The 23,179-nt window shown below is 66.9% G+C and carries 23 protein-coding genes and 2 tRNA genes; 19 read left to right on the forward strand and 6 right to left on the reverse strand.

Going from position 1 to position 23,179, the window contains the following annotated elements:
- The first annotated feature begins 17 nt into the window (after nucleotides 1–17).
- The 11 genes from K3A84_RS01690 (at nucleotide 18) to K3A84_RS01740 (ending at nucleotide 12,318) form a co-directional block, all read left to right on the forward strand.
- Nucleotides 18–1,955 carry a glycoside hydrolase family 3 protein gene (locus K3A84_RS01690; protein ID WP_225007334.1) on the forward strand — a complete coding sequence of 646 codons (1,938 nt, stop codon included), beginning with the start codon at nucleotides 18–20 and terminating at the stop codon, nucleotides 1,953–1,955.
- Nucleotides 1,956–2,036: 81 nt separating this feature from the next.
- Entirely contained in the window at nucleotides 2,037–3,506 is a 1,470-nt protein-coding gene (locus K3A84_RS01695) for a helicase HerA domain-containing protein (RefSeq protein WP_225007335.1), read from the forward strand.
- A 197-nt stretch (nucleotides 3,507–3,703) separates the two neighbouring features.
- Nucleotides 3,704–4,084: a c-type cytochrome gene (locus K3A84_RS01700; protein WP_225007336.1), complete on the forward strand. Its 381-nt coding sequence runs from the start codon at nucleotides 3,704–3,706 to the stop codon at nucleotides 4,082–4,084.
- A gap of 99 nt (nucleotides 4,085–4,183) precedes the next feature.
- A complete protein-coding gene (locus K3A84_RS01705; RefSeq protein ID WP_225007337.1) occupies nucleotides 4,184–5,431 on the forward strand; it encodes a CaiB/BaiF CoA transferase family protein in 1,248 nt (415 codons plus the stop codon).
- 161 nt (nucleotides 5,432–5,592) lie between these two features.
- Entirely contained in the window at nucleotides 5,593–7,041 is a 1,449-nt protein-coding gene (zwf, locus tag K3A84_RS01710) for a glucose-6-phosphate dehydrogenase (protein WP_225007338.1), read from the forward strand.
- A complete protein-coding gene (locus tag K3A84_RS01715; RefSeq protein WP_225007339.1) occupies nucleotides 7,034–7,654 on the forward strand; it encodes a 6-phosphogluconolactonase in 621 nt (206 codons plus the stop codon). The genes zwf and K3A84_RS01715 overlap by 8 nt, the downstream gene beginning before the upstream one ends.
- Entirely contained in the window at nucleotides 7,651–9,474 is a 1,824-nt protein-coding gene (gene edd / locus K3A84_RS01720; RefSeq protein ID WP_225007340.1) for a phosphogluconate dehydratase, read from the forward strand. The genes K3A84_RS01715 and edd overlap by 4 nt, the downstream gene beginning before the upstream one ends.
- A gap of 57 nt (nucleotides 9,475–9,531) precedes the next feature.
- Nucleotides 9,532–10,500 carry a glucokinase gene (locus K3A84_RS01725; RefSeq protein WP_225007341.1) on the forward strand — a complete coding sequence of 323 codons (969 nt, stop codon included), beginning with the start codon at nucleotides 9,532–9,534 and terminating at the stop codon, nucleotides 10,498–10,500.
- Between the two features lie 89 nt (nucleotides 10,501–10,589).
- Nucleotides 10,590–11,381: an enoyl-CoA hydratase-related protein gene (locus K3A84_RS01730; protein WP_225007342.1), complete on the forward strand. Its 792-nt coding sequence runs from the start codon at nucleotides 10,590–10,592 to the stop codon at nucleotides 11,379–11,381.
- Between the two features lie 96 nt (nucleotides 11,382–11,477).
- Entirely contained in the window at nucleotides 11,478–11,849 is a 372-nt protein-coding gene (locus K3A84_RS01735; RefSeq protein WP_225007343.1) for a tRNA-binding protein, read from the forward strand.
- Nucleotides 11,850–11,886: 37 nt separating this feature from the next.
- The gene (locus tag K3A84_RS01740) at nucleotides 11,887–12,318 is read left to right on the forward strand and encodes a DUF488 domain-containing protein (protein ID WP_225008111.1); all 432 of its coding nucleotides are present in this window, start codon (nucleotides 11,887–11,889) and stop codon (nucleotides 12,316–12,318) included.
- Here K3A84_RS01740 and aroB read toward each other — a convergent pair.
- Nucleotides 12,315–13,421, reverse strand: a complete 1,107-nt coding sequence (aroB, locus tag K3A84_RS01745) for a 3-dehydroquinate synthase (RefSeq protein ID WP_225007344.1) — start codon at nucleotides 13,419–13,421, stop codon at nucleotides 12,315–12,317. The genes K3A84_RS01740 and aroB overlap by 4 nt on opposite strands.
- A complete protein-coding gene (locus K3A84_RS01750; protein WP_225007345.1) occupies nucleotides 13,412–14,017 on the reverse strand; it encodes a shikimate kinase in 606 nt (201 codons plus the stop codon). The genes aroB and K3A84_RS01750 overlap by 10 nt, the downstream gene beginning before the upstream one ends.
- Before the next feature lie 244 nt (nucleotides 14,018–14,261).
- On the opposite strand from K3A84_RS01750, the gene K3A84_RS01755 reads away from it, so the two are divergent.
- From K3A84_RS01755 to K3A84_RS01770, 4 genes are all read left to right on the forward strand, one after another.
- The gene (locus K3A84_RS01755) at nucleotides 14,262–16,148 is read left to right on the forward strand and encodes a hypothetical protein (RefSeq protein ID WP_225008112.1); all 1,887 of its coding nucleotides are present in this window, start codon (nucleotides 14,262–14,264) and stop codon (nucleotides 16,146–16,148) included.
- Between the two features lie 10 nt (nucleotides 16,149–16,158).
- Nucleotides 16,159–17,037, forward strand: a complete 879-nt coding sequence (locus K3A84_RS01760; protein ID WP_225007346.1) for a tyrosine recombinase — start codon at nucleotides 16,159–16,161, stop codon at nucleotides 17,035–17,037.
- 32 nt (nucleotides 17,038–17,069) lie between these two features.
- Nucleotides 17,070–18,014: an acetyl-CoA carboxylase carboxyltransferase subunit alpha gene (locus tag K3A84_RS01765; RefSeq protein ID WP_225007347.1), complete on the forward strand. Its 945-nt coding sequence runs from the start codon at nucleotides 17,070–17,072 to the stop codon at nucleotides 18,012–18,014.
- A 76-nt stretch (nucleotides 18,015–18,090) separates the two neighbouring features.
- Complete coding sequence (locus tag K3A84_RS01770; RefSeq protein ID WP_404823101.1) at nucleotides 18,091–19,569, forward strand: M48 family metalloprotease; 1,479 nt, start codon at nucleotides 18,091–18,093, stop codon at nucleotides 19,567–19,569.
- 102 nt (nucleotides 19,570–19,671) lie between these two features.
- On the opposite strand, the gene K3A84_RS01775 is transcribed toward K3A84_RS01770, so the two are convergent.
- The 4 genes from K3A84_RS01775 to K3A84_RS01790 form a co-directional block, all read right to left on the reverse strand.
- Complete coding sequence (locus K3A84_RS01775) at nucleotides 19,672–19,836, reverse strand: Flp family type IVb pilin (RefSeq protein WP_225007349.1); 165 nt, start codon at nucleotides 19,834–19,836, stop codon at nucleotides 19,672–19,674.
- 275 nt (nucleotides 19,837–20,111) lie between these two features.
- A complete protein-coding gene (locus K3A84_RS01780; protein WP_225007350.1) occupies nucleotides 20,112–20,276 on the reverse strand; it encodes a Flp family type IVb pilin in 165 nt (54 codons plus the stop codon).
- Between the two features lie 247 nt (nucleotides 20,277–20,523).
- Nucleotides 20,524–20,688, reverse strand: coding sequence for a Flp family type IVb pilin (locus K3A84_RS01785; RefSeq protein WP_225007350.1), 165 nt, complete (start codon nucleotides 20,686–20,688; stop codon nucleotides 20,524–20,526).
- Nucleotides 20,689–20,785: 97 nt separating this feature from the next.
- Nucleotides 20,786–20,968, reverse strand: coding sequence for a Flp family type IVb pilin (locus tag K3A84_RS01790; RefSeq protein ID WP_225007351.1), 183 nt, complete (start codon nucleotides 20,966–20,968; stop codon nucleotides 20,786–20,788).
- Between the two features lie 97 nt (nucleotides 20,969–21,065).
- Between K3A84_RS01790 and K3A84_RS01795 the strand changes: the two genes are divergently transcribed.
- The 4 genes from K3A84_RS01795 to pdhA all read left to right on the forward strand — a co-directional run bounded on the left by K3A84_RS01795 (nucleotide 21,066) and on the right by pdhA (nucleotide 23,179).
- Nucleotides 21,066–21,512: a (deoxy)nucleoside triphosphate pyrophosphohydrolase gene (locus tag K3A84_RS01795; RefSeq protein WP_225007352.1), complete on the forward strand. Its 447-nt coding sequence runs from the start codon at nucleotides 21,066–21,068 to the stop codon at nucleotides 21,510–21,512.
- Nucleotides 21,513–21,559: 47 nt separating this feature from the next.
- Nucleotides 21,560–21,636 (forward strand) — tRNA-Arg (locus tag K3A84_RS01800).
- Between the two features lie 69 nt (nucleotides 21,637–21,705).
- Nucleotides 21,706–21,782, forward strand: a tRNA-Arg gene (locus tag K3A84_RS01805).
- A gap of 269 nt (nucleotides 21,783–22,051) precedes the next feature.
- The gene (pdhA, locus tag K3A84_RS01810) at nucleotides 22,052–23,179 is read left to right on the forward strand and encodes a pyruvate dehydrogenase (acetyl-transferring) E1 component subunit alpha (protein ID WP_225007353.1); all 1,128 of its coding nucleotides are present in this window, start codon (nucleotides 22,052–22,054) and stop codon (nucleotides 23,177–23,179) included.

Here is a 23,179-nt window from a genome sequence, read left to right on the forward strand (position 1 = left end):
GGGATGGGAGAGCATGCATGAAGCGGGTAATGGGCTGGGGTCTGGCAGGCGCGGCGCTGGCGGTTCTGGGCACCACGATGGCGCCCGCGCGCGTCCCGGCAAGGCCGGCCGTGCGCGAGGCCTTCCGCGATCTCAACCACAATGGCCGCCTCGATCCTTACGAGGATGCGCGCCTGCCGTTGGCGAAGCGAGTCGATGATCTCGTCCGCCGCATGACGCTGGCGGAAAAGGTGGGCCTGATGCTTCACGGCACGCTGCCCGGCGCGGGCGGCATGGTGCTGGGCATGGGCGAAGGCTATGATCAGGCCGCCGCCAAGGCGCTGCTCGAAAGGGGCGTCAACAGCTTCATCACGCGCCTTTCCGCCGATCCCGCGACCTTCGCCGCGCAGAACAACGCGGTACAGAAGCTGGCCGAGGCCACGCGGCTGGGCATTCCCGTCACCATCAGCACCGATCCGCGCAACCATTTCCAGGTCGTGGTCGGCGCAAGCTCGGCCAATCGCGGGTTTTCGCAGTGGCCCGAACCGCTGGGCTTTGCCGCGATCGGCGATGAAAAGCTGGTCGAACGCTTCGGCCAGCTCGCGGCGGCAGAGTACCGCGCGGTGGGCATCCACATGGCGCTTTCGCCGCAGGCCGACCTCTACACCGAACCGCGCTGGCCTCGCGGCAATGCCACGTTCGGGTCTGATCCGGCGGCGGTGTCGCGCCTAGCGGGCGCCTATGTGCGCGGCTTTCAGGGCAGTGCCACCGGGCTGACGAAGGGCGGGGTCGCCACTGTGGTCAAGCACTGGGTCGGCTATGGCGCGGAGCCTGAAGGCTTCGACGGCCACAACTACTATGGCCGCACCGGCAAGCTCGACGACACAAGCTTCGCGCTCCACGTCCGCGCCTTCGACGATGCGCTGGCGGCAGGCTCGGCAGGCGTGATGCCGACCTACATCATCCCCGAAGGCGTGACGTATCAGGGCCTGCCGCTGCCGCGCGTCGGCGGCGGGTTCAACAAGCCGCTGATCGACGGGCTGCTGCGCCGCGACCACGGCTTCAAGGGGCTGGTCGTGTCCGACTGGGCGATCACCAACGACTGCCCCGCCGCCTGTCGCGCACCGACGCATGACGCGCCGCAGGGATATGCCATCGCAATGCCGTGGGGCGTGGAGGATCTGCCCGAAAGCGACCGCTTCGCACTGGGCGCGAACGCCGGGATCGACCAGTTCGGCGGCGTGAACGATCCGGCACCGCTGATGGCGGCAGTGAAGGCAGGCAAGGTGTCGCCAACGCGGGTCGATGAAGCGGCGCGCCGGGTGCTGACGTTGAAGTTCGAACTGGGCTTGTTCGACAACCCCTACGTCGATGAACAAGCTGCCGCGAAGGTCGTCGGCAACCCCGCCACGCAGGCCGAAGCCGATGCGGCGCAACGCGCGGCACAAGTGCTGCTGGAAGCGCGCGCCGGAATCCTGCCGCTGGCCCCCACGCGCCGGGTGTGGCTCTCGGGCGTTTCAGCCGATGCCGCGCGTGCGGCGGGACTGGTCCCGGTCGACAGCCTCGACCAAGCCGAAGTCGCGCTGGTGCGCGTTCAGACCCCGCACGAAATGGTCCACCCCGACCACTTCTTCGGCAGCCGCCAGAACGAAGGCCGCCTCGATTTCCGCCCAGGCGATCCCGCGACGGAGACCATCGCGCGGGCCGCGGCCAAAGTGCCCACGATCGTCGCAGTCGATCTCGACCGTCCCGCCGTGCTTACCGCGATCCGGGGCAAGGCCGCCGCGCTTTACGGCCTGTTCGGCGCGAGCGATGCCGTTCTGCTCGACCTCGTGACCGGCAAGGCGAAGCCGCAAGGCCACCTGCCGTTCGAACTGCCGTCCTCGGCGGCGGCTGTGGCGGCGCAACATCCTGCCTATCCCGACGACAGCGCGGATCCGCTCTATCGCCGTGGGGCGGGGATCACCGGCAACTGATCGCATCAGCAGCGGAAAGGCCGGGGAAATCCGCCGCCCCGGCCTTGCCGATTCGGCCCTGCGCGGCCACAGACCATCGCCGTGAGCGCATCCATCGTCATCGGCGCAGAGCGCAGCGGCTCTCCCGTCCGGATCGACATCGAGGAACTTCTGGCGACCCGCCTGCTGGTGCAGGGCAATTCCGGGTCCGGCAAGTCGCACCTCCTGCGCCGCCTGCTCGAAGAAAGCGCCAGTCTGGTCCAGCAGGTGGTGATCGACCCGGAAGGCGATTTCGTGTCGCTGGCAGAGCCTTTCGGCCATGTGGTGGTCGATGGCGCAGCTTATGACCCGGCAGAGATCGCCAAGCTCGCCGCGCGCATCCGCAAGCATCGCGCCTCGGTGATCCTCGCGCTCGACGGGCTGGAAATGGAAGCGCAGATGCGCTGCGCGGCGGTGTTCCTCAACACGCTGTTCGATGCCCCGCGCGACGAATGGTATCCCGTGCTGGTCGTGGTCGATGAAGCACAGGTCTTTGCCCCCGCCGCTGCGGGCGACGTCACCGACGAAGTGCGCCGCCTGTCGCTGGGCGCGATGACCAACCTGATGTGCCGTGGCCGCAAGCGCGGCCTTGCGGGCGTGATCGCCACGCAGCGCCTCGCCAAGTTGGCCAAGAACGTTGCCGCTGAAGCGTCCAACTTCCTGATGGGGCGCACCTTTCTCGATATCGACATGGCCCGCGCTGCCGATCTGCTGGGCATGGAGCGGCGGCAGGCCGAACAGATCCGCGATCTGGAACGCGGCCATTTCCTCGGTCTCGGCCCTGCCATCGCGCGCCGTCCGGTCGGCGTGCGCATCGGCGATGTGCAGACCCGCGCGCGCAACGTGGTGCAGGGGCTGATGCCGCTTCCCAACGCAGGCGGTGCGGAGATGGAATCGCTGCTGCTGGCCGAGCCGCTGGCGATGGAACCCGTGCCGCGCGCGCCCGAGCCAGAAGCGCCGCCTGTCGACAGCAACGAACTGCTCGGCCAGATCGAAAGCACCGTACCTGTTTCCGAGCAAGTGGAAGCGCCCGTCGAACCCAGCCTGTTCGCGCAGGAGGAGACCGCCGCCGAAGTCGCTGCGATCCTCGCCGAAATGGCGCAGGAACCGGACTGCACCTTCCAGCCTGCCGCTCAGCTCTATCAGGATTTCACCGTGCGCTGCCGGATGCAGCGGCTTGCCAACACCGGCATCGACCTTGCCGCCTTCCGCCGCCGCTTTGCCCTCGCCGTGGCGGGCATTCCCGACGATGCCGAGCCGCGTTGGCAGGACGTGCTGCGCATCGCCCGCGCCGTGCCCGACGACCTGCTGGCGCCGTTCGGACTGCTGGCGGTGGCGGCCGTCGAAGGCGCGCCGTGCCCCGACGACGACCGCCTCGCCGAAGTCTATGGCACGCGCTCGCCCGGCCGCATCCGGCGGCTGCTGGAACACCTCGAAAAGAGCAACCTGATCGTTGTGCGCACCGACTACGGCGGCAGGCGCTCGGTCGGCATTCCCGAACTTGGCCTGGTCACGGCGCCAGTCGCGGCCTGACGCGCCGCCCCCACCCCCTACCGCTTGCGGGCGGGGAGCGAGACTTGCGCTGCCGAAGGCGGCACTAGTCGCCGTGGGGTGGGCTATGCCGAACCCGGTTTAAAGAAAAAGGGGTTTGCACGCGCGCGCCGATTTGTTCAGTGGCGCGAAAGCCCTCGCGCGCTAGAGCGACCGAGAATTGTTCAGGGGAGTTTGCGATGAAGTTCATGCCTTTGGTTCTTGTTGGCGCTGTTCTGGTCGCCGGTGCTTCGGCCGCCGATGCGCAGGCCGCTGGCGATCCGTCCAAGGGCAAGACCGTCTATGCCCGCTGCGCTGCCTGCCACGATCTTAACACCGGCGCGACGCGCCTCGGGCCGTCGATGAAGGGAATCATGGGGCGCAAGGCCGGTTCGGTCGCTGGCTTCGCCTATTCGCCAGCGATGAAGGCCAAGGGCATTACCTGGAACGCCCAGTCGCTCGATGCTTATCTGGCCGGGCCGGCCAAGTTCATTCCGGGCAACAAGATGCCGTTCGCCGGCTTGCCCAACCCGCAGGACCGCGCAGACCTGATCGCCTATCTCGCGCAGGCGGCCAAGTAAGCGTTTCGCTTTCAACCTGATGAAAGGCCACACCTGCTGCTTGAGCGGGTGTGGCCCGCTCCCTAGGACTGCCCTGCAAAGCCTCGGGAGACCCACCGCATGACCGCCAGCCCTGCCGCCGCCCTTGACGGCGTGCGCGTGCTCGATCTCTCGCGCGTGCTGGCTGGCCCTTGGGCCACACAGATCCTGGCTGACCTTGGTGCCGACGTGCTCAAGATCGAGCATCCGGGGCGAGGGGACGACACCCGCGCCTGGGGGCCGCCGTTCCTGTCGCTGCCCGATGGGGCGCAAGACCCGCAGGAAAGTGCCTATTACATCGCCTGCAACCGCAACAAGCGCTCGCTGGCGGTGGATATCGCGACACCGAAGGGCGCGGACCTGATCCGCCAACTGGCCGCCAAGGCCGATGTGCTGGTCGAAAACTTCAAGGTCGGCGGGCTCGCCCGCTACGGGCTCGATTACGCCAGCATCGCCAGCATCAACCCGCGCATCGTCTATTGCTCGGTCACGGGTTTCGGCCAGACCGGCCCCTATGCCGACCGGCCCGGCTATGACTTCGTGGCGCAGGGCATGGGCGGGTTCATGTCGGTAACGGGCGAAGAAGGCGGCGGGCCGCTCAGGGCAGGGGTGGCGATGGCCGACCTTTCCACTGGGATGTACGCCGCCGTCTCGATCCTCGCCGCGCTGCGCCATGCCGAACGCACGGGTGAGGGCCAGCAGATCGACCTGTCGCTGCTCGACACGCAGATCGCGATGATGGCCAACCAGGGATCGTCGTGGCTGGTGGGCGGGATCAATCCCGGCCGACTGGGGAACCGCCACCCCACCGTCGTCCCCTATCGCACGTTCCGAGTCGCCGATGGCGAGATCATCATTGCGGTGGGCAACGATGGCCAGTTTCGCACGCTCTGCGACCTGCTGGGCTGCCCCGAACTGGGCACCGATCCGCGCTTTGCCACCTCCGCCGCGCGGCAGGTCAACCGCGATGCGATCGAAGCGCTGATCCAGAGCAAGGTCGCGCACGAGACCGGCCTTGCCCTGATCGACCGGCTGGTGGCTGCCAATGTTCCCGCAGGGCCGGTCAACACGCTCAAGGACGTCTTCGCCGATCCCTTCGTCGAGGCGCGCGGCACGGTGCAGACTTTCGCCCGCGAAGACGGCGCGACGATCCCGACAGTAGCCTTCCCGGCGAAGCTTTCGGCCACCCCCGCCACTTATCGCAGCGCCCCGCCGCGCGTGGGCGAACAGACGCGCGACGGCCTTGCCGCGTGGCTGTCGCTCGCAGGCGATGACCTCGATGCGCTGGAAGCTGCCGGCGCGATCGTGCAAGGAACTTCCGTCCCTTAAGCCGGATTGCAGCACCCGCAATGCAGTGCAAAAGTATGCGCGGTTGGCGGTGACGCCGCTTGCATACTTATGCAGTCTGGACCCCGCTCGAAACGGGTCTAGGGCTGCTGCTGGCGATATCGGCCGGGCTCGCCCCGGCGTGCCGAGGGAGATCCGTTTCGATGGCCGAGACCAGCTGTTCCGCTCTGCTTCTGTTCGGAGCGACCGGCGACCTTTCGCGGCGGATGCTGCTGCCCTCGCTCTATGCCCTGCACGAAGACGGCCTGATCGACCCCACGCTGCGCATCGTCGGCACTGCGCGATCGGAACATGATGACGCGGGCTTCCGCGATTTTGCCAAGGCCGCGCTGGAAGAGTTCCTGCCCGCCGACCGCAAGGACGACGCCAAGCTGGGCACCTTCCTCGCCCGGCTCGAATACCAGACGCTGGATGCCTCGGACATCGACTCGTTCGGCGCGCTGGCGACAAAGCTCGGCGATACCAGCTGCGGGTTGTCGATCTTCCTGTCGACCGCGCCCGCGCTTTTCGAACCGACGATCGAAGGCTTGCGCCGCGCCGGGCTCGCCCATGCCAACGTGCGCATCGGCCTGGAAAAGCCGCTAGGCAACGACCTGGAATCGAGCCGCCGCATCAACGATGCCGTCGCCGCAGGCTTTGCCGAACAGCAGATCTTCCGCATCGACCACTATCTCGGCAAGGAGACGGTGCAGAACCTGATGGCACTGCGCTTTGCCAACATGATGTTCGAACCGCTCTGGAACAGCGCGGGGATCGACCACGTGCAGATCACGGTCAGCGAGACGGTAGGCCTCGAAGGCCGCAAGGGCTTCTACGACGATACCGGCGCTTTGCGTGACATGGTGCAGAACCACATGCTCCAGTTGCTCGCGCTCACCGCGATGGAACCGCCGCGCGATTACGATGCAACCTCGATCCGCGACGAAAAGGTCAAGGTGCTCCGCGCGCTGCGGCCTGTTAAGCCCGAGGAGATGGTGCGCGGCCAGTACCGTGCAGGCGCGGTGAAGGGTGAAAGCGTCCACGGTTACCTCGACGATCTCGGGCAGGATTCCGACACCGAGACCTTCGTCGCGATCAAGACCCACATCGACAACTGGCGCTGGCAGGGCGTGCCGTTCTACCTGCGCCACGGCAAGCGGCTGGCCGAACGGCGCAGCGAGATCGTCGTCGAATTCAAGCAGGTGCCGCACAACATCTTTTCCGAACGCGGCGGCAAGCTGCGCGCCAACCGCCTCGTCATCCGCCTCCAGCCCGAGGAATACGTGCGGCTTCAGGTGATGGCCAAGGAGCCGGGCCTTGATCGCGGCGGCATCGTCCTGCGCGAAGTGAACCTCGACCTGTCGCTCGCTGCGGCTTTTGCCAAGGCGCGCAAGCGGATCGCCTACGAACGCCTGTTGCTCGACCTGATCGAAGGCGAACAGACCCTGTTCGTGCGCCGCGACGAGGTTGAAGCGCAGTGGAAGTGGACTGACGCCATTCGCGAAGTCTGGGCCAAGGGCGACATGGAAGTGAAGCCCTATGCCGCAGGCTCGTGGGGGCCGAACGCGGGCATTGCCCTGACCGAGCGCGACGGGAGAAGCTGGAATGACTGAGCAGGTCCAGGTCCGCTGGGCGCAGCCGGGCGACGCGGCGGCGGTCGCCGACCGCATCGCGACCGAACTCGCCAAGCCCGGCCAAAAGCGCATCGCCTTCACCGGCGGGTCGACCCCGATCAAGGTGCTGGCGCTGCTGCAGGGCCGCCCGCTCGACTGGTCGCAGGTGACCATCGCGCTGACCGACGACCGCCGGGTTCCCGACGATCATCCGGCATCGAACTTCGGCAAGATCCACGCCGCGCTGGGGGATACCGGCGCTCGGTTCGAGCGGCTGGAAGAGGGCATGGCAGTCGCGCCGTTCGATCTCGTCTGGCTCGGCATGGGCGAGGACGGCCACGTCGCCTCGCTGTTTCCGCACATGAACGCGCTGGTCCGTCCCGGCCCGACGGTGATCGCCACCACGCCGATCCCGCTGCCCCCGGAAGCGCCGTTCGATCGTTTGAGCCTGAACAAGAAGGCGCTGAAGGCGTGCGGCGAGATCATCCTCGTCGTCACCGGCGCATCGAAGAAGGCGCTGCTCGACCGCGTACTGGCCGGTGACGACCGTTACCCGGTCTCCGATTTCCTGCGCGGCTACGGCCCGCCCGTCACGATCTACTGGAGCGAATGATGACCCTTCATCCCGTGGTCGCCAAGGTGACCGACCGCATCGTCCAGCGGTCCAAGGACAGCCGCGCCGCCTATCTCGACCTGATCGCGCGCCAGCGCGATGCCGGGCTCAACCGCCCGCAGCTGTCGTGCGGCAACCTCGCGCACGGCTTTGCCGCCTCGGGCGAGGACAAGGCCGTGCTGCGCGGCGGCAAGGCGATGAACATCGGCATCATCACCGCCTACAACGACATGCTCTCGGCGCATCAGCCCTATGGCCGCTACCCCGAGCAGATTAAGCTGTTCGCGCGCGAGAAGGGCGCCACCGCGCAAGTGGCGGGCGGCGTTCCGGCGATGTGCGACGGCGTGACCCAAGGTCAGGATTCGATGGAGCTGTCGCTGTTCAGCCGCGACACCATCGCCATGGCCACCGCCGTGGGCCTGTCCCACGCGATGTTCGAAAGCACGCTGCTGCTGGGCATCTGCGACAAGATCGTGCCCGGCCTGCTGATCGGCAGCTTGCGGTTCGGCCACCTGCCGACGATCCTCGTCCCGGCAGGGCCGATGCCTTCGGGCCTTGCCAACAAGGAGAAGGTGCGCATCCGCCAGCTCTATGCCGAAGGCAAGGTGGGGCGCGACGAACTGCTGGAAAGCGAAAGCGCGAGCTATCATTCGGCGGGCACCTGCACGTTCTATGGCACGGCCAATTCCAACCAGATGATGATGGAGATGATGGGGCTGCACATGCCCGGCTCCAGCTTCGTCCTGCCCGGCACCAAGCTGCGCCAGGAACTGACCCGCGCCGCCGTCCATCGCGCCACCGAGATCGGCTGGGATGGCGACGATTATCGCCCGCTGGGTCGCTGCGTCGATGAAAAGGCCATCATCAATGCCATCGTCGGCCTGCTGGCGACGGGCGGTTCGACCAACCACGTCATCCACTTGCCGGCCATCGCGCGCGCGGCGGGCGTGCAGATCGACTGGGACGACATGGACGAGCTGTCGCGCGCCGTGCCGCTGATCGCCAGCGTCTATCCCAATGGCGCGGGCGACGTGAACTACTTCCACGCGGCGGGCGGGATGCCCTACGTGATCAAGGAACTGGTCGGCGCTGGGCTGGCGCATGGCGACATCCTCACCGTCTATGGCGACGGGCTGGGCGAGGGCGCGCAGGAACCGTTCATGGACGGCGATACGCTGCGCTGGAAGCCCGCTCCGGAAAAGAGCGGCGACGATGCCATGCTGCGCCCCGTGTCCGCGCCGTTCCAGCCCGAAGGCGGGTTGCGCCTGCTCGGCGGCAACCTCGGGCGCGGCACGATCAAGGTCAGCGCGGTCGACAAGTCGCGCTGGACGATCGAAGCGCCCTGCCGCGTGTTCTCCGACCAGAACGAAGTGCTGGCCGCGTTCAAGGCGGGCGAACTGGAACGCGATGTCGTCGTCGTCGTCCGCTTCCAGGGCCCTGCCGCCAACGGGATGCCCGAACTGCACAAGCTGACCCCACCGCTGGGCGTCCTCCAGGATCGCGGTTTCAAGGTCGCGCTCGTCACCGACGGGCGCATGTCGGGCGCTTCGGGCAAGGTTCCCGCCGCGATCCACGTCTCGCCCGAAGCCAAGCTGGGCGGCGCGCTCGCCAAGCTGCGCGATGGCGACGTGGTGCGCGTCTGCGCCGAAACCGGCACGCTTGACACCGTTGTCAATCCGGAAGAATGGGCGACACGCGAACACGCGGTCGCGCCCGCTGAAACCATGGGCGTGGGCCGCGAACTGTTCGCATTGATGCGCCATCATTCCGATCCGGCCGAGCGTGGCGGATCGGCCATGCTGGCCGCCGCCGGGCTTTGACCGGCGGACAAGATACCCCGCCGGGATCTGACCGGCGGCTGGGGGAGGGGTAGTACAATGCAGCTCGTTGCCGTCGATATCGGCGGAACCCATGCGCGTTTCGCGCTGGCCGAAGTGGAGACCGGGCGCGTCGTTTCGCTGGGTGAAGCCGTCACGCTCAAGACCGCCGATCACGCCAGCTTCCAGCTCGCGTGGGAAGAATATGGCCGCCATGTGGGCACGCCGTTGCCCAAGGCAACCGCCATCGCCGTCGCGGGCCCGGTCGGTGGCGAGATCATCAAGTTCACCAACAACCCGTGGATCATCCGGCCTGCGATGATCCCTGAAAAGCTCGGCGCGGACGACTACATCGTCGTGAACGACTTTGCCGCCGTGGCCCATGCCGTGGCGCAGGCTGGCCCTGTACACTTCCAGCACTTGACCGGCCCCGACGAGGCGCTGCCGGAAACCGGCACGATCAGCGTCGTCGGCCCCGGCACGGGCCTTGGCGTCGCGCAGCTGTGGCGCGATGGCGGACGCTATCGCGTGCAGCCGACCGAAGGCGGCCATATCGACTACGCCCCGCTCGACGCGATCGAGGACGCGATCCTCGCGCGCCTGCGCAAGCGCCACCGCCGCGTTTCGGCCGAGCGCGTGGTCGCGGGCCCCGGCATCGTCGATATCTACGAAACGCTCGCCGGGATCGAAGGCCATCCCTTCACCCCGCGCGAGGACAAGGAGCTGTGGACGCTGGGCGCTAGTGGCGAGGACAGCCTTGCCGCCGCCGCGGTCGATCGCTTCTGCCTGTCGCTCGGCAGCGTCGCGGGCGATCTGGCGCTGGCGCACGGCGCCTCCGCGCTGGTGATGGCGGGCGGGCTGGGCCTGCGGATCAAGGACACGCTGCTGCGCTCCGGCTTTGCCGACCGCTTCCGGGCCAAGGGCCGCTTCGAAGGCCTGATGGCCGCGATGCCGGTCAAGCTGATCACCCATCCGCAGCCCGGCCTGTTCGGCGCGGCGGCGGCCTTCGCGCAAGCGCACCACATCTGAGAGGTGCATGGCGCTTGGCGCTTGCCAAGCGTGCGCGGGTATCTTAGCTCCTGAGTTAATCATTCGATTAATTCAGGAGAGGGTGCCCCATGGAATTCGAAACCATCCGTCTGGAGCGCTTCGGCGCGGTCGCCAAGCTTGTGCTCAACCGCCCCGAGCGGCTCAATGCCTGCCCGCCGCACATGGCGGTTGAAATCGCCGACGCGCTGACGCTGATGGGCAAGGACGTGCGCGCGCTGGTCATCACCGGCGAAGGTCGCGCGTTCTGCTCGGGCGCAGACCTTGCCGCGCGCGGTGATCGCCCTTCGCCCATCACCGGCGGCGCGGGCAGCTACAAGGCGCTGACCGAAGCCTACAACCCGATGGTGGCCAAGCTGGCGAAGCTGGGCGTGCCGATCATCACCGCCGTCAACGGCCCGGCCGCAGGCGTGGGCTGCTCGATCGCGCTCGCGGGCGATTTCGTGATCGCCGGGCGCAGCGCCTATTTCCTGCAGGCCTTCGTCAACATCGGCCTTGTGCCCGACGGCGGGTCGAGCTGGATCCTGCCGCGCCTGATCGGCAAGGCGCGCGCCACGCAGATGATGATGCTGGGTGAGAAGATCGGCGCCGAACAGGCTGAAAACTGGGGCATGATCTACAAGGCTGTCGACGACGACAAGCTGCAGGACGAGGCGATGGCGCTGGCCGAGCGGCTGGCGAAGGGGCCGACGGTCGCGCTCGGCCAGATGCGCCAGAACCTTTTGAAGGCGCTGGAATGCGACCTGTCGAGCGCGCTCCTCGCCGAAGCCGAAGGCCAGCAGAAGGCCGGCGACAGCGAAGATTCACGCGAAGGCGTCCTCGCCTTCCTCGAAAAGCGCAAGACCCAGTTCCAGGGGAAGTAAGGCAGCACATTTCCCCCCTCCCGTTTGCGGGAGGGGTTGGGGGGGGCGCGCAAAAACGCAATTGCATCGGGCCAGCACCCATGCTCACGATGCGCGATGCACCTCGATCTCGCCGCTGACGCCCCCGCCGCCGATCCCATCGCCTTCGACGATTTTCTCAAGGTCGATATCCGCATCGGCACCATCCTGCGCGCCGAACCGTACCCTGAAGCCCGCAAGCCCAGCCTCAAGCTGGAAATCGATTTTGGCCCGACCATCGGCGTCAAGAAAAGCAGCGCGCAGATCGCGACGCTCTATGCGCCCGAAGACCTGACCGGCCGCCAGATCGCCGCCGTGGTCAACTTCCCGCCGCGCCAGATCGGCAAGTTCATGTCCGAAGTGCTGACGCTCGGCTTCGCCGACGAGGAGGGCCGTGTCGTGCTGTTCGCGGCCGATCGGCCGGTCCCCAACGGATCGCGCCTTTTCTGAACCTTGCGCCGACAAGTTCAGGCCCCACATGAACGCCATGACAATCTGGACCATCGGCTACGAGCAGAGCACCATCCCCGCGCTGATTGCCGCGCTCCAGGGGGCAGGGGTGGAGGTGCTGGCGGACGTCCGCGCCCTGCCGCTCTCGCGCCGACCCGGCTTTTCCAAGTCGGCACTGGCGGCGAACCTTGCCGATGCGGGCATCGAATATCGGCATTTCAAGGCGCTCGGCACCCCGGCGGACGGCCGCGCTGCCGCGCGCGCCAACGATCACGCCACGCTCGAACGTGTCTATGCCGGGCAACTCGAACTGCCGGAGGCCATGGTCGCGGGCGCGCAACTGGCCGAACTCGCGCGTGAAAAGCGCACAGCCCTGTTGTGCTACGAACGCCAGGCCTGTGGCTGCCACCGCACCCTGCTACGCAAGGCCGTGCTGGCCGATTTCGACGCGGTCGACCTGCTGCCTTAAGGAGCCAGTTCGTCGTCCAGAAATGCTGCAACGTCGCCCAGATCGACATTCTTTGCCAGGAAGGTCTGTCCGATCCCGCGCATCAGCAGGAAGGGCAGGGTGCCTGCGTCCATCTTCTTGTCGTGCAGCATGTGGTCGGCAAGCCGGCGCCCGTCGCAATCCAGCCCCAGCGCCTTGAGCGAGGCGGGCAGGCCCACAGCGCCGATATGGCGCACCACGCGCTCTGCGTCCTGCCCGGCCATCAATCCCTGCCGCACCGAGAAGCGCGCGGCCAGAACCATGCCCAGCGCCACGCCTTCGCCGTGCAGCAGCCGGTCGGAAAAGCCGGTCTCGGCTTCCAGCGCATGGCCAAAGGTGTGGCCAAGATTGAGCAGCGCGCGAACGCCGGTGGTTTCCTTCTCGTCCTCGGCGACGATCCGCGCCTTGGCCGCCACCGAACGGGCAATCGCGGTCTCGCGTGCCTCGGCGTCACCGGCCAAAAGCTTTTCGCCGTTGGCTTCGCACCATTCGAAGAAGTCGGCGTCGTCGATCAGCCCGTACTTCACGACTTCGGCATAGCCCGCGCGCGTATCGCGCAAAGGGAGCGTGTCGAGCGCCAGCGGGTCGGCCAGCACCAGCGAAGGCTGGTGGAACGCCCCGACCAGGTTCTTGCCCATCGCGGTGTTGATCGCGGTCTTGCCGCCCACGCTCGAATCGACCTGCGCCAGCAGCGTCGTCGGCATCTGGATGAAGCCACAGCCGCGCTTGACCATCGAGGCTGCAAAGCCCGTCAGGTCGCCGATCACGCCGCCGCCCAGCGCGATCACATTGTCCTTGCGCTCTACTTCCTGCGCCAGCAGGAAATCGACCGTCTCGGCCAGATACTGCCACGACTTGGTGCTCTCGCCCGAAGGCAGCACCAGCCATTCCGAGGTGATGCCCTCGGCGGCAAGCGAAGATTCGACCACGCCGCGCCACGTCGCCGCGACATTGACATCGGTCACCACCGCAACGCTGTTCTTGCGGATGAACGGGCGACAATGCCGGCCCGCTTCGGTCAAGATGCCTGCCGCAATTCGGACTTCGTAAGGGGCGCCAGCGATGGCGACGGGAATCACAGCCATGAATCAATCGCCTTCAGGATCGTGTTTGCGGTGACCGAATGCGGCTGCTGGCCGCTGACGATATGGATCGCAGCCTGCTCGTAGTGCGGGCGGCGTTCTTCGCGCAGGCGCGCCAGGATCTCGCGCGGGTTGCCCTGCTTCAGCAGCGGGCGATTGTCCTTGCGCCCCACGCGCTCCACCAGCGTATCGACGTCGCTGTCGAGCCATACCGAAATCGCGCGCTCAAGGATCAGCCGCCGCGTCTCGGGATCGACGAAGGCACCGCCCCCCGTTGCCAGCACCTTGCGATCAGCGCTTGCGCCAGCGCCAACCAGGCGGGCGATCACCCGGCGCTCGCCATCACGGAAATAGGGTTCGCCAAACTGGGCGAAGATCTCGGGGATCGGCATCTGGGCCGCCTTCTCGATTTCCTCGTCGGCGTCCACGAACGGCAGGTCGAGCATCGCGGCCAGCCTGCGGCCAACGGTCGTCTTGCCCACGCCCATCATGCCCACCAGCACGATCGGCCGGTCGATGCGGCGGGCGATGCGCGCGATTTCCGCCGCAGCGAGCCCGGCAGGTCCGGCGTGGGGAAGAGGCGTCGCTTCGTGGTCCATTGCGGCGCCGCCTATACTTGCGCTACTGCCCAGTGCAAGCGCCACGGCGGGCGGGGCGGTTCCCGCAGGAAAACGGGTGAGCCGGAAAATTGATGAGGTCGCGTGAACAAACGTATCCTGGCGGCAGTCATCGCGTTTGCGGTCCTGCTCGCAGTTCTGGTGGTGGCATGGATGATGGGTGGGACGAGACCGAGGGGTTGGATCGAAACGCCCGTGGCCGCGCCCGCCGGGATGCATTGACGTGATGCGCAAGAGCCACTGGCTTCTCGCCTGCGCCGCCATCGCCGGGATCACCGGCATGGCCGGCGCGCAACAGTCGCTGCTGCCGCCCGGCTTCGACGACAAGCCCGCTCCGCAACCGAGCCGCGCGTCCACGCCGCGCCCCGCCCCCTCGGCCAGCCCGCGCGCCGCAGCCTCTCCCGCCCCACGTCCGGCAAGTACCGCACCAGCGCCGCAGCCGGTCGCGACAACGGCAACCCCGGTGGTCCAGCCTCTGCCGACCGGCCCGGTCGTGGCGGCCCCGGTCGCGCCTGCGGCTGATCCGCTCGCCGGGATCGACCCCGTGCTGATCGACGAACTGGTCGACAAGGTGCGGCCCAAATACGACATTCCGCCCAATGCCCAGCGCAGCCTGTCGCGTGTCGGCCTGATCGCCGAAGCCGATGGCGGCCTGCCTGCCGTCTCCAGCCACTATCTCAACGGTCCCTTCGTCGAAGGCGTCGTCAATGGCATCAAGGGGCCGCTGGTCTCGCGCTGGGGCCACATCCTGTTGCGCCGCGCGCTGGCGAGCCGACTCGACACGCCCGTTGGCATGAACGGTGCGGACTGGGCCGCGATCCGTGCGCAACTGCTGCTGCGCATGGGTGAGGCCGACGCCGCGCGCGCGCTGGTCCAGCAGGTCGATAGTGGCTTCTTCACGCGCAGCCTCGAAGATGCAGCGATGGGCAGCTTCCTTGCGACGGCAGACCCGGTGGGCCTGTGCCCGATCAGTGCGCTGACCGCCGCCGGGCGCAGCGAATGGCAGTGGGCGCTTTCCCGCGCGATCTGTTCGGCCTTCACCGGCGATGGCCCGCCCGCGATGGCGCAGCTCGATCTTGCCATGCGCCGCCGCGGCGGCTCGGCCCCGAGCGGCGACAAGATCGACATCTTCCTCGCGCAGAAGTTCGCAGGATCGGGCACCAATGCCCGCCGCGCGGTGCAGATCGAATGGAAGGACGTCGACAGCCTCACCCCGTGGCGCACCGGCCTCGCCTTCGCCACCGGGCTCGAACCGTCCGAAGCACTGCGCAAGCAGGCAGGCGGCGCCTATGCCATGATGGCCGTGCGCGCGCCGATGCTGCCGCTCGCCGCCCGCGCTGACGCCGCCGACTACGCCGCAGGGCGCGGCGTGCTTTCCAGCGCGGCGATGGTGGACTTGTGGTCGCAGATCGCCGCGATCGAGGATGGCGACGCCACCTGGGGCCCGCTCGCCGGGGAACTGCGCACCGCCTACGTGGCAGAGGACGCCGCCGACCGCCTCGCCGCGATCAAGGGGCTGTGGGGCGATGGCGGCGATCCCGACAAGGCCTATTCGCGCCTCGTCCTCACCGCCTACGCCGCCGCGCGCGTGGTTCCGGGCGAGGGCATGGCCGACGATGCCGCGCCGCTCATTTCCTCGATGCTCACCGCCGGGCTCGATCGCAACGTGGCGCGCTGGGCGCCCTTCGTGCCTGTGGGCAGCGAGGCCTGGGGCCTGATCGCGCTATCCGCCCCCGCCAAGCTCGCCGCCGTCAGCGGCGATGCGTTGGGCAGCTTCCAGGATGGCGATTCGAGCGAAGGCGCGATCCGCTCGCGCTTCCTCCTCGCCGGGCTGATGGGGCTGGGCCGCGTCGATGACCAGACGGCGCAGGGCTTCGCCAAGAAGCTCACGCTCGATATCAACCGCCAGACGCGCTGGACCCGCGCCATCGATGCGGCGGCGGATTCGAACAACCCCGCGCTCGTCGCGCTGCTCGCCGGTTTCGGGATGCAGGGCGCCAGCTGGGACAAGATGACCCCGGTCCATCTCTACCACATCGTTTCGGCCCTGCGCCGCGTCGGCCTCGAAGGGGAAGCGCGGATGATCGCGGCCGAGGCGGTCTCGCGCGTCTGAGGGAAACGGCGTGGCGCAGGACGCTGTCGGGGCGTTCCTCGCCATGCTGGCTGCCGAACGCGGCGCTGCGGCCAACACGCTCTCCGCCTATCGCCGCGACCTGACGGGCGCGGGCGAGGTGATCGGCGACCTGCTGCGCGCAGACAAGGCCGACCTTGCACGCCTCGCCAGCGCCTGGGCTGATCTTGCGCCCGCCAGCCTCGCGCGCAAATCTTCGGCGCTGCGCCAGTTCTACGGCTTCTGCGTCGACGAAGGCCTGCGCGACGACGATCCGTCCCCGGCGCTGCCCCGGCCCAAGGCGCGCCGCCCCCTGCCGCGCGTCCTCTCGCACCAGGAAGTCGCCGCGCTGTTCACGCTGGCCGAAACCGAAGCGGCAGCTACGCCCGAAGGCGCACGGATGCTCGCCCTGCTCGAACTGCTCTATGGCTCGGGCCTGCGCGCCACCGAGCTTGTCTCGCTTCCGCTGATGGCCGTGCCGCGCGACGCCCCGTTCGTCACCATCACCGGCAAGGGCGGGCAGCAGCGCATGGTTCCCGTCGGGGGCAGGGCGCAGGCTGCCCTGTCGCAATGGCTGCGCGCGCGGGGCGGGGGCGGGCGCTTCGTCTTTCCGTCGCCCCGTGGCGGACACCTCTCGCGCGTGCGGCTGTTCCAGCTTCTGCGCGATCTCGCGTTGCGCGCCGGGCTGGACCCGGAAAAGGTCAGCCCGCACGTGCTGCGCCACGCCTTCGCCACGCACCTGCTCGAAGGCGGGGCGGATCTGCGCGTCCTGCAGACGTTGCTCGGCCATGCCGACATCGCCACCACGCAGATCTACACGCACGTCGATTCGGCGCGCCTCGTGGCGCTTGTGAATGCCCGCCATCCGCTGGGAAATGTCGGTTCCCGTTGACCGACGCGCGAAGCGCCCGTAGCGCATCCTTCATGATTTCCTATCTCGAATTCGAAAAGCCGGTCGCCGCCCTCGAAGCCCGCATTGCCGAGCTGCGCGAGACCGCCGAGAGCGGCGAACTCGACATCGCCTCCGAAATCCGCCGGCTCGAAGCCAAGAGCGCGGAGCTGCTGGCCAGCACCTACAAGGCGCTGACGCCCTGGCAGAAGACGCAGGTCGCCCGGCACCCGGCGCGCCCGCACTTCAGGGATTTCGTCGCGACCGCGTTCAGCGACTTCATGCCGCTTGGCGGCGATCGCCTCTATGGCGAGGATCAGGCCATCGTCGGCGGTTTCGCCACGCTCGATGGGCGCAAGGTCATGCTGATCGGCCACGAAAAGGGCAACGATACGCAAAGCCGCATCCGCCACAACTTTGGCATGGGCAAGCCCGAAGGCTATCGCAAGGCGGTCCGCCTGATGGAAATGGCGAGCCGCTTCGGCCTGCCGGTCGTCACGCTGGTCGATACTTCGGGTGCGTTTCCGGGCGTCGAGGCCGAGGAACGCGGGCAAGCCGAAGCCATCGCGCGCTCGACCGAGGCCTGCCTTGCGCTCGGCGTGCCGATGGTCGCCACGATCGTCGGTGAGGGCGGTTCGGGCGGCGCGGTCGCGCTCGCCAGCGCGGAACGCGTGCTGATGCTCGAACACGCGGTCTATTCGGTAATCTCGCCCGAGGGCTGCGCCTCGATCCTGTGGCGCACCTCGGAAAAGGCGCCCGAAGCCGCCGAGGCGATGAAGGTGACCGCGCAGGATCTGCTCGGCCTTGGCGTGATCGACCGCATCGTGCGCGAACCGGTCGGCGGGGCGCATCGCGATCCTGCCGGCACCGCGCTGGCGCTGGGCAAGGCCATCGGCGAGGAACTGGACGCGCTGGCGGGCAAGGCGCCCGACGCGCTGCGCGCGCTGCGTGCCGAACGCTTCCTCAAGATCGGCGCCTGATTCGTTCAGCCATTCGCGGTCGGGAACCGCAGCCCATGCTGATCGGTTCGACCCGCGAAACCCCGGGGAGACCATGATGCGCCGTCGCCTGTTCCTGTCTTTTGCCTCGCTGGCCACCGTCGCGGCCGGTGGAATCGCGTTCCAGCAAAGCGCCGCGCAAGGGACCGTCAACGCCATCAGCGCCGCCGACAAGGCACAGGGGGCCAAGGCCAACCCGCAGCTGCTGCAGGAATTCGGCGGCGCGATGAAGGGGCCTCAGGCGACATATGTCGAGCAGGTCGGCAAGACCATCGCCGTGCAATCGGGCCTGTCGAATGCGCGCGGCGACTTCACCGTCGCGCTGCTCAATTCCCCGGTCAACAATGCCTTCGCCATCCCCGGCGGCTACATCTACGTCACCCGCCAGCTCGTTGGACTGATGAACAACGAGGCCGAACTGGCGGGCGTGCTCGGCCACGAAGTCGGCCACGTCGCCGCCCGCCACGCCGCCAAGCGCGAAAGCGCGGCCACCCGCAACGCCATCCTCGGCGTGCTGGGCACGGTGCTGTCGGGTGCGATCTTCGGCAACACCGCGCTAGGGCAGGTGGGGCAGCAGATCTTCTCGACCGGCAGCCAGCTTCTCACGCTCAAATATTCGCGCGGGCAGGAAACCGAGGCCGATAACCTCGGCGTACTCTACTTGCGCCGCGCGGGGTACGATCCGCGCGCGATGTCGAGCGTGCTGCAAAGCCTCGCCGCGCAGACCGCGCTCGATTCTCAGATCAGCGGCAGCGGCGACCGGATGCCCGAATGGGCCAGCACCCACCCCGATCCCGCCTCGCGCGTACGCGCCGCTCTGGCCCAAGCCGGGCAGGCGAGGGGCCTGACCAACCGCGACGTGTTCCTCAGCCGCATTGACGGGCTGACCTATGGCGACGATCCCGCGCAAGGCGTTGTCGAAGGACGCAACTTCGTGCACCCCGGCTTCCGCATGGCGTTTTCCGCCCCGCCGGGATTCTATCTGGTCAACGGCACCAAGTCAGTCGCCATTTCCGGCCAGTCGGCCAAGGGCGAGCTGGCGACTGCTCCCTACAACGGCGATCTTGGCGCCTATGTGCGTACAGCATTCTCCGCGCTCACCGAAGGGCAGGCCACGGTGCAGGACGTGCGTAGCACCACCGTCAACGGCATTCCGGCAGCCTATGCCACGCGCCGCATGACCAGCGGCGGCAACCCTGTCGATGTCACGGTCTTCGCCTACGCCTGGGGGCCGCAACAGGCCTTCCACTTCGCCACGATCACACAGGCGGGCACGCAAGTCGGCACCGATTCGCAAAGCCGCCCCGCGTTCGATGCAATGTTCGGTTCGATGCGGCGAATCAGTGCCGAGGAAGCCGCCGCGATTCGTCCGCGTAAGATTGCTATCGCCACCGTTACCGCGCGCGACACCGTGCGGTCGCTTGCCGCACGCATGGCGTATACCGACCGCCCGCTCGACCGCTTCCTCGTGCTCAACGGCCTTTCCGCCAATGCCCGTCTCGTGCCCGGGCAGAAGGTTAAGCTAATCGTCCATTAAGGACAGCGTTCAACCTTGGTTGCGCCCCTGATGCGACCGCGGCACAAACGAAAACGGGCGGGGAAGCCCCGCCCGTCACACACCCCGAAAGGGAGTTCGCGTTTACTTGTTAACCGTCGTCGCGACCGTGTTGAAGGTGCCCGACAGGTTCGTGCCCAGGGTGGTCATCGCCGAAATGGCGGCCACTGCGATCAGGGCAGCGATCAGACCGTATTCGATCGCGGTGGCGCCGTCTTCGTTGCGAACGATGTCACGGAAAAGCTTCATGGTCAGTCTCCAGAATGGTTCACTGCAAAGTCTTGTTTGTCCCCCCGCCCGGAGCGTTCCCCCCCGAGTGAGCGACTGTGTTTCTACGCAGTAATCCTTAAAATCATATTATCGCCGCACCCATCGGAAGAACCATTATGGACTTCAGTTGGGTCATCGACTTCCATTCGATAGTTTACAGGACCTTTCGGCCGGTTCGTGACGACGGCGGCGCGCCAAACGAAAACGGGCGGGGGAACCCCCCGCCCGTCGGAAAACCGATCTGGCGCTCGGTCTTACTTGGCAACCGTGGTGGCGACCTTGTTGAAGGTGCCCGACAGGTTCGTGCCCAGGGTGGTCATCGCCGAGATGGCGGCCACGGCGATCAGGGCAGCGATCAGGCCGTATTCGATCGCGGTGGCGCCGTCTTCGTTGCGAACGATGTCACGGAAAAGCTTCATGGTCAGTCTCCTGTTGATGTCTTCGTATTCCCGGCCCGCTCCAATTTGTCCCCGGAGCTTGCATTCGTGGTTCTACGCAGCAATTCTTAAGACCGACTTATCAGCCGACCGACTTTTTCATCGGTAGCGCCTCACCGGAACAAAATTTTGCGCGGCGGCAATCCGGCGAGGCCGGAAATCTTGCGCGCAAACGAAAACGGGCGGGGGAAACCCCCGCCCGTCGGAAAGCTGGTAAGGCCTTGTGGTCTTACTTGGCAACCGTCGTCGCGACCTTGTTGAAGGTGCCCGACAGGTTCGTGCCCAGGGTGGTCATCGCCGAGATGGCGGCCACGGCGATCAGGGCAGCGATCAGGCCGTATTCGATCGCGGTGGCGCCGTCTTCGTTGCGAACGATGTCACGGAAAAGCTTCATGGTCAGTCTCCTGTTGATGTCTTCGTATTCCCGGCCCGCTCCAATTTGTCCCCGGAGCGTGCATTCGTGGTTATGCGTACAAGTTCCTAAGAACCGATTAATGCATAGTCATCGCCGCGACGCCCTTCTCTTCGACGAGCGACCACAGCCCGCCAGAGCCTGTGGCGACGGCCTTGATGCCGAAGATCACGAAAGTGGAGAACACCGCGAGCAGCAGGCCATATTCGATGACCGTGGCTCCGGATTGATCCCGCAGCAGTTTGCGCATGGTTTGCTTCACCGTCGTTTCCCGTTCATTTCGGCACCGTCACAGATAAAGCGCCTATGCTAACAAATCCTTTCCTAAACCCGACGCCGAGAAGGTGATTCGCACCGCCATGAATCTTCCCCTGCTGGTGGTCGCGGCCGCCCTGATCGACGAGCGCGCGCGCGTGCTGGTGCAGCGTCGGCCCGATGCCAAGGAGCATGGCGGGCTTTGGGAGTTTCCCGGCGGCAAGGTCGAACGCGGCGAAACGCCCGACGCAGCCCTTGCGCGCGAACTGGCCGAGGAGCTGGGCATCGACGTCGCTCCGCAGCACCTCGAACCCGTGACCTTCGCCGCGAGCGGGGCAGCGGCGCAACGTGCGGTCGTGCTGCTGCTCTACGCCTGTCGCGACTGGACCGGCACGCCGCTCGTGCCCGCGTGTGATGCCGGCGAGGGCGCCGCGATCGCCTGGCATGATGCGCAAAGCCTGTCCTCGCTGGCGCTGGCGCCGGGCACGATGCCCCCGCTCGACGTACCGCTCGCAAATGCTGTCGTCACAATGTTGAAATCTCTGGGCTGAAAACTCTTGCCAAGCCGGAATCGCCCCCGTAAAGGCGCGTCTCCCAAGCACCCGTAGCTCAGCTGGATAGAGCATCAGACTACGAATCTGAGGGTCGGACGTTCGAATCGTTCCGGGTGCGCCACCTCCCTTTGCAGGGCGGTGCAGGGATGCCGCAGAGGTCTTCCGGCCTCGCGCGGCGCGACATGGTTATGCACCCGTAGCTCAGCTGGATAGAGCATCAGACTACGAATCTGAGGGTCGGACGTTCGAATCGTTCCGGGTGCGCCATTCGCCGCTTTCAGCAACAACGCTGTCCCCGACCATCGTCGACCGCCACTCCCACGTAGCAGGCGTGCACCTTTGCGAGACATTTCGGTTCTCGCCTTTTCTAATATTCACCGCATAGGTTTTATGACGCCTGCCGTGACCGAATAGGTATCCACGCGGCCCACGCTGATGCGCCTCGACATTGCAGAATGCTCGTCCCGACGCCTATAGGGGCAGGGACTTTCGCAATGTGATGCGAAGCGAGGCTGCCAGAAAAGGATACCCCAGACTTGGCCAAACCTGCCAGGCCGCGCGCCGCCAGAACCCCCAAGACCGCTCCTGCCGCCGCCACCCCGGTTGTGCAGTCCAGCGACGCCATCGCCGCCGAAGACGACGCCGCCTTCGCGCTGCGCAGCCTTCAGCAGGCGCACGCCAACAACAAACGCTTCGAGGCGAGCGACGAGGAACTGCTCAAGTTCTACGAGCAGATGGTCCTGATCCGCCGCTTCGAGGAAAAGGCGGGGCAGCTTTACGGCCTCGGCCTGATCGGCGGCTTCTGCCACCTCTACATCGGCCAGGAAGCGGTCGCGGTCGGTCTGCAGTCGGCGCTCAAGGAAGGCCACGACAGCGTCATCACCGGCTATCGCGATCACGGCCACATGCTCGCCTACGGCATCGATCCCAAGGTGATCATGGCCGAGCTGACCGGGCGCGGCGCGGGCATTTCGCGCGGCAAGGGTGGCTCGATGCATATGTTCAGCACCGAGCACAAGTTCTATGGCGGCCACGGCATCGTCGGCGCGCAAGTGCCGCTGGGGGCGGGGCTGGCCTTTGCGCACAAGTACCGCGACGATGGCGGCGTGTGCATGGCCTACTTCGGCGATGGCGCCTCGAATCAGGGCCAGGTCTACGAAACCTTCAACATGGCGGCGCTGTGGAAGCTGCCTATCGTGTTCGTGGTCGAAAACAACGGCTACGCCATGGGCACCGCGGTGAAGCGCGGCTCGGCCGAGACGCACTTCTACCGTCGCGGCACCGCGTTCCGCATTCCCGGCATGGACGTGAACGGCATGGACGTTCTGGAAGTCCGCCAGGCCGCCGAAGTCGCGCTCGAATACGTGCGCGCGGGCAATGGTCCGGTGCTGATGGAGCTGAACACCTACCGCTATCGCGGCCACTCCATGTCCGACCCCGCCAAGTATCGCAGCCGCGAGGAAGTGCAGGAAATGCGCGACAAACACGATCCGATCGAAGGCGCCAAGCAGGAACTGCTCAAGCGCGGCGTGACCGAAGAGCGCATCAAGGACATCGACAAGAAGATCCGCCAGCAGGTGGCCGAATCCGCCGACTTCGCCGAAAGCTCGCCCGAGCCGCAGGCGCACGAACTGTACACCGACGTCCTGGTGGAGACCTACTGA

The organism is Novosphingobium percolationis (assembly GCF_020179425.1).
Lineage (GTDB): Bacteria > Pseudomonadota > Alphaproteobacteria > Sphingomonadales > Sphingomonadaceae > Novosphingobium > Novosphingobium percolationis.